This window comes from Micromonospora sp. NPDC049047 (assembly GCF_040649135.1).
Lineage (GTDB): Bacteria > Actinomycetota > Actinomycetes > Mycobacteriales > Micromonosporaceae > Micromonospora.
In genome coordinates, this window is record NZ_JBEZEY010000044.1 from 1 (window position 1) to 6,385 (window position 6,385).

At 71.7% G+C, this 6,385-nt stretch carries 4 protein-coding genes; 1 reads left to right on the forward strand and 3 read right to left on the reverse strand.

Annotated features, from left to right (window positions below; translation table 11 throughout):
- Window positions 1-130 precede the first annotated feature (130 nt).
- The 3 genes from AB0B86_RS33335 to AB0B86_RS33345 all read right to left on the reverse strand — a co-directional run bounded on the left by AB0B86_RS33335 (window position 131) and on the right by AB0B86_RS33345 (window position 4,298).
- Window positions 131-1,909 (reverse strand): PucR family transcriptional regulator, encoded by a 1,779-nt coding sequence (locus tag AB0B86_RS33335; protein WP_357408810.1) that lies wholly within the window; start codon window positions 1,907-1,909, stop codon window positions 131-133.
- A 68-nt stretch (window positions 1,910-1,977) separates the two neighbouring features.
- Window positions 1,978-3,429 carry an argininosuccinate synthase gene (gene argG / locus AB0B86_RS33340; protein ID WP_357408812.1) on the reverse strand — a complete coding sequence of 484 codons (1,452 nt, stop codon included), beginning with the start codon at window positions 3,427-3,429 and terminating at the stop codon, window positions 1,978-1,980.
- A 47-nt stretch (window positions 3,430-3,476) separates the two neighbouring features.
- Complete coding sequence (locus tag AB0B86_RS33345; RefSeq protein WP_357420598.1) at window positions 3,477-4,298, reverse strand: RNA methyltransferase; 822 nt, start codon at window positions 4,296-4,298, stop codon at window positions 3,477-3,479.
- A gap of 115 nt (window positions 4,299-4,413) precedes the next feature.
- On the opposite strand from AB0B86_RS33345, the gene AB0B86_RS33350 reads away from it, so the two are divergent.
- On the forward strand, window positions 4,414-6,261 hold the full coding sequence (locus tag AB0B86_RS33350; protein ID WP_357420601.1) for a thiamine pyrophosphate-requiring protein: 1,848 nt from the start codon (window positions 4,414-4,416) through the stop codon (window positions 6,259-6,261).
- The last annotated feature ends 124 nt before the right edge of the window (window positions 6,262-6,385 follow it).

Sequence of the window (6,385 nt, forward strand, 5' to 3'; positions counted from 1 at the left end):
TGAACGCCTTCGCCATCACCTTCAGCGACCGCTTCCCAGCCGCTGAAACCTACTAACCAAGATCGCCGGAAACACCGTTAGCGAGACAGCCCCGCGGTCGCCCGCAGGCGTGGTGGGGTCGGGTGGGAGGTCAGGGAGTGCGGACCGCTTCCAGGGCCAGCAGGGCCACGTGGAGGGAGAGGCTGGCTTCTACCGAGTCGAGGTCCACGTCGAGGATGCGGGCGATGCGGGCCAGGCGTTCGTAGAAGGCCGGTCGGGACAGGTGGGCGGCGGCGGCAGCGGCGGACTTGTTGCGGCCCTGCGCCAGGTAGGTGCGCAGGGTGTCTAGCAGTCGCTCCCGGGGGTGGCGGGCGTCGTACTCGAGCAGTGCGCCGAGTTCGCGCTCCACGAAGGTCTGCAACCGGGGCTCGTCGCGCAGCAGGTGCAGCAGCCCGGCCAGACCGACGTGGGGCAGCCGGAAGATCGGCAGGTCGCGCGGATCCCGCCGGGCCGCCTCGGCGATCTGCCGCGCCTCGACGAGCGAACGGCGGGCCTCCCGCGGGGTGCCCACCCCCGATCCAGCGGCCACGATCACGGCACCTGGACCACCACCCCGGGATCCGTCGACCCCCGCCGGCCCGGCGGACGGGTCGATGCCGGCCGCCGACCGGGTCGTGTCACCGACGGAGGACGCGCGAGCGGCGCCCGCGTCGAGGCGTACCCGGCGAAGTGCGCTGGCGAACGCGGACAGCGCGCGGTCCTCGGCGGCCGGGTCGGTCAGGGCCAGCAGCACACCTACCGAATTGTCGTCGACCGCGCTGGTGAGGGCGGTCAGTTTCGCCTCGCGCAGCGCCTGGCCGACGGCCTCCGACAGGTCCCGCAGCCGGGCCTGGGCGGCCTCCGGGCCACTGTCCCCGGCCAGGTCCTCGGTCCGGTGTCGGACCATCACGCCCACCAGGTGCCGACGGTCGAGCACCACGCCGAGCGCCTTGGCCCGCAACGTGACCTCGTCCACCGGTCGGGAGTGGTCTAGGAGCGCGGTGAGCAGGGTGCGGTGGATCTGCCGTTCCAGCCCTTCGGCGTCGCGGCGGATCAACCGGCCCAGCGCGAGGGTGGACGCGGCCCGCTCGATCAGGATTGTCAGCCGGGTGGGCGGGCCGGCGGTCGGCGCGCTGGACTGGGCGCTGGGCACGTCGCCGCTGGCCGGCCAGCGCAGCAGCAGCCGCCCCCAGTCCTGCCCCCGGGCGCCGACGACTGTCACCAGCCACCCGCTGTCCGGGTCGTACGCGGTCCGACCGGCAGGTCGGATCCGCCGGGAGTGCTGCTCCCAGCCGTCCAGCAGCAGCTCGGCGCTCTCCCCGGCCGGGTCGTACCCCAGCACCTGACGGGACAGGTTCTCCAACACCACAGGGCAGCCGGAGAGCTCGGCGGCCTGCCGGATCACCTCGGCGGCGTCGGCGCCCTCGACGGACAGGTCGTTGAACCGCTGGTGGATCTCCTCGGTGGCGCGCAGCTCGGTGAGCTGCGCGTCGACGATCAGCGCGTGGACCGCCTCGGTGATCCGCACGAACGGGGTGGCGCGGCGCAGCTCCACCAGGGGCAGCCCGCGCCGCTCGGCGGCGGCGATCATCACCCGGGGCACCCCGCTGACGTAGCGGCGGCCCAACTCGACGACCAGCCCGGAGACGCCGACGTCGGCCAGGTCCCCGATGAACGCGCGGAGCCCGGCGTCGTCCCCGGGCAGGCCGATGCCGGTGGTGAGCACCAACTCGCCACCGCCGAGCAGGGTGGCGATGTCCGGCACCTCGGCGACGTGCACCCAGCGGACCGGTCGGTCCAGCCCGGCGTCCCCGGCGACCATGCGTGGTGCGCCGTGTCGGACCGGGTCCAGGGCGAGGACCTCACGCACGGTAGGGAACACGGCCGACACGCTACCCTCCGTGACGCCGGATCTCGACTTTCGCCGGGCGACGTCACGCAGGGTCGGCGCGGGTTGGCTCAGTCGACGCCGAACTCCATGGCGGCCCGGTCGAGTGCCTCGTCGTCGGCGGAGGTGACACCCCGGGAGGCGATGGCTTCCGCGCCGCCCTCCGGCATCGCACCGATCAGCCCGGTCGAGGCCGCCTGCGCGGCGCCGACCATCCGCTGCGGGCTCGCCCCGCCAACCATGCCGAGGTTGGCGTACTGCTCCAGCTTCGCCCGCGAGTCGGCGATGTCCAGGTTGCGCATGGTGAGCTGGCCGATCCGGTCCGACGGGCCGAACGCCGAGTCCTCGGTACGCTCCATCGACAGCTTGTCCGGGTGGTAGCTGAATGCCGGGCCGGTGGTGTCCAGGATCGAGTAGTCCTCGCCCCGCCGCAGCCGCACTGTCACCTCGCCGGTGACCGCGGTGCCGACCCAGCGCTGCAACGACTCGCGCAGCATCAGCGCCTGCGGGTCCAGCCAGCGGCCCTCGTACATCAGCCGGCCCAGGCGGCGGCCTTCGCTGTGGTAGTTGGCCAGGGTGTCCTCGTTGTGGATGGCGTTGACCAGCCGCTCGTACGCGGCGTGCAGCAGCGCCATGCCCGGTGCCTCGTAGATGCCCCGGCTCTTGGCCTCGATGATCCGGTTTTCGATCTGGTCGGACATGCCGAGGCCGTGCCGGCCGCCGATGGCGTTTGCCTCAAGCACCAGGTCGACAGGGCTGCCGAACTCCTTGCCGTTGATCGTCACCGGGCGGCCCTGGTCGAAGCCGATGGTGACGTCCTCGGTCGGGATCTCCACCGCCGGGTCCCAGAACCGGACGCCCATGATCGGGCTCACCGTCTCGATGCCGGTGTCGAGGTGCTCGAGGGTCTTCGCCTCGTGCGTGGCACCCCAGATGTTGGCGTCGGTGGAGTATGCCTTCTCGGTGCTGTCCCGGTAGGGCAGGCCACGCTCCAGCAGCCACTCCGACATCTCCTTGCGCCCACCCAGCTCGGTGACGAAGTCGGTGTCGAGCCACGGCTTGTAGATCCGCAGCTGCGGGTTGGCCAGCAGGCCGTAGCGGTAGAACCGCTCGATGTCGTTGCCCTTGAAGGTGGAGCCGTCGCCCCAGATCTGGACGTCGTCGGAGATCATCGCCCGCACCAGCAGGGTGCCGGTCACCGCCCGGCCGAGCGGGGTGGTGTTGAAGTACGCCCGGCCGCCCGAGCGGATGTGGAAGGCCCCGCAGGTCAACGCTGCCAGGCCCTCCTCGACGAGGGCGGCGCGGCAGTCGACGAGTCGGGCGACCTCGGCGCCGTAACTGAGTGCGCGGCCGGGCACCGAGGCGATGTCAAGCTCGTCGTACTGGCCGATGTCGGCGGTGTAGGCGCAGGGCACAGCACCCTTGTCGCGCATCCACGCGACCGCGACCGAGGTGTCGAGGCCGCCGGAGAAGGCGATGCCGACACGTTCGCCGATGGGCAGGGAGGTAAGAACCTTGGACACAGGGAAAATTATGCAACAGAGCGCATGGGCATGCAAGCCGGAGTGAATTATTCGCTGTCGTCCAACGGATCGTCGCGGCCCAACTCCCAGAAGGCGACCGCTGCGGCGGCGGCGACGTTCAGCGAATCCACCCCGCGTCGCATCGGGAGCCGCACCCGTACGTCACTGGCGCTCTGCGCCGCGCCGGTCAACCCGGGGCCCTCGGCACCGAACAGCAGCGCCGACCGTGCCCGCTGCTCCGCGGAGAGCCGCTGCATCGGCAACGCCTCCGCCGCCGGGGTCAACGCCAACACCGTGAAGCCGGCCTCCCGCACCTGCTCCAGGCCCGCCGGCCAGCGGGTGAACTTGGCGTACGGGACCGCGAAGACCTCGCCCATGCTGACCCGGACGCTGCGCCGGTAGAGCGGGTCGGCGCAGGTCGGCGACAACAACACCCCGTCGATGCCGAGCGCGGCGGCGCCCCGGAAAACGGCACCCAGATTGGTGTGGTTGTTGATGTCCTCCAGGATCACCACCCGGCGCGCGGCGGCGAGCACCTCGGCCGCCGTCGGCAGCGGCCGGCGGTGGAACGACGCCAGCACCCCCCGGTGTACGTGGAACCCGGTGGCCCGTTGCAGCACGTCCTGCGTCGCGGCGTAGACCGGCGCGTCGCCGGTGTCCAGGTCGGCGAGTTGGTCGATCCGCTTGGCGTCGACCAGGTACGACCGGGCCGGGTAGCCGGCCCGCAACGCCCGGCGCAGCACCAACTCACCCTCGGCGATGAACAGGCCGTGCGGCGGCTCCCAGCGGGTACGCAGTTCGACGTCGGTGAGCGCACGGTAGTCGGCGATGCGGTCGTCGTCGGGGTCGGTGATCTCGTGGACGGGCACCCGACGATTCTGCCGGACGGCGCGGCTCGCCCACCGATGCCACCCGTGGGTGTTTTGTCCGGAGGAGAAGGGGAAAGACGGCGGAGTAGCGGAACCGACGGGAAGGACCAGTCAGGTGAGCACAGCGCACCCCGGACCGGGCGAAGTCGGCGCTCTGCCCCGGCACCCCACCGTCGCGGACCACATCGTGTCGCGACTGTTCAGTTGGGGCGTACACCGCTACTTCGGCTACCCCGGCGACGGCATCAACGGCCTCACGTCCGCGCTGCAACGCACAGGTGGTCGCGCCCAGTTCATCCAGGTCCGCCACGAGGAGACCGCTGGCTTCGCCGCGTCGGCACACGTCAAGTACGGCGGCGGGCCGCTGGGCTGCGCCCTGGTGACCAGCGGGCCGGGCGCCATCCACCTGCTCAACGGTCTGTACGACGCCAAGCTCGACCACCAACCGGTGGTCGCCCTGGTCGGGCACACCGCGACCACCGCCGAGGGCGGCGGCTACTACCAGGAGGTCGACCTGCTCGCCCTCTACAAGGACGTGGCGGCGGCCTTCCTCGCGCAGCTCGACCACCCCGCGCAGGTACGTCACCTGGTCGACAGGGCGTGCCGCACCGCCTTGGCCCGGCGTACGGTCACCGCCCTGATCCTTCCCCTGGACATCCAGGACGAGCCGGCGATCGTGGACCCGCCGCACGCGCACGGCTACTACCAGACCAGCAACGTGCCGAGCAGCACTCCCACAGTGCCGCCGGAGGCCGACGTGCGCCGGGCCGCCGAGGTGCTCAGCGGTGGGCAGCGGGTGGCCATGCTCGTCGGGCAGGGCGCGCTCGGCGCGCAGGAGGAGGTCCGCGAGATCGCCGATCGACTCGGTGCCGGAGTGGCCACCGCCCTGCTCGGTTTCACAGTCGTCGACCATCGCGAACCCTGGGTCACCGGGGCGATCGGACTGCTCGGCACCCGACCGAGTTGGCAGTTGATGACCGGCTGCGACCGACTGCTGATCGTGGGCAGCAACATGCCGTACTCGGAGTTCTACCCGCCACCGGGACAGGCCCGCGCGGTGCAGATCGACCTGGACGGCACCCAGCTCGGACTGCGGTACCCGACCGAGGTGAATCTGACCGGTGACGCCCGTCCCACGTTGCGGGCGCTGCTCAACGAGCTGGGCCCCGGCCCCGGACCGACCGCCTGGCGGGCGGAGATCGCCGAGGCCACCTCCGCGTGGCGTCGCGTGCAACGGGACCTGGCCGAGCAGAGCGCCGACCCGGTCAACCCGCAACTGCTCTTCCACACCCTCAACGAGCGGCTCCCCGAGGACGTGCTGCTCGCCGTCGACTGCGGCACCACCACCGCCTGGTACGCCCGCCACCTCCAGGTCCGCCCGGGGATGCTGGCCAGCCTGTCCGGCACGCTGCTGTCCATGGGCGGTGCCATGCCGTACGCGCTGAGCGCCAAGTTCGCCCACCCGGACCGGCCGCTCGTCGCGCTGATCGGGGACGGCGCCATGCAGATGAACGGCGTCAACGAGCTGATCACCGTGGCGAAGTACTGGCGCGGTTGGGCCGATCCCCGGTTCGTGGTGCTGGTGCTCAACAACCGGGATCTGGCGTTCGTCAGCTGGGAGCAGCGTTCCAGCGAGGGAACGCCGATGTTCCCGGACAGCCAGCAGTTGCCGGACATCGCCTACCACAAGTGGGCAGAGGTGCTCGGGCTGCACGGCGAACTGGTCGACGCACCGGAGCAGGTGCCGGCGGTCTGGGAGCGGGCGCTCGCCGCCGATCGACCGGTGGTGATCAACGCCCTGGTCGACCCGGCCGAGCTGATGCTGCCACCGCACTTCACCGCCGAGCAGGCCCGGAAGACCGCGGCGGCGGTGCTGCGCGGCGACACCGACTGGGCCGGCATCATCCGCCGCGGCATCCCGTCAACGCTAGCGACCTACCGCCCCCGCCGCCCCAAAAACTAACCCCAACCCTCAACCCCAACCCTCAACCCCAACCCCCCCAACCCCACCCCCACCCCAACCCCCCCCCCAACCCCCCCCCCCCCCCCCCCCCCCCCCCCCCCCCCCCCCCCCCCCCCCCCCCCCC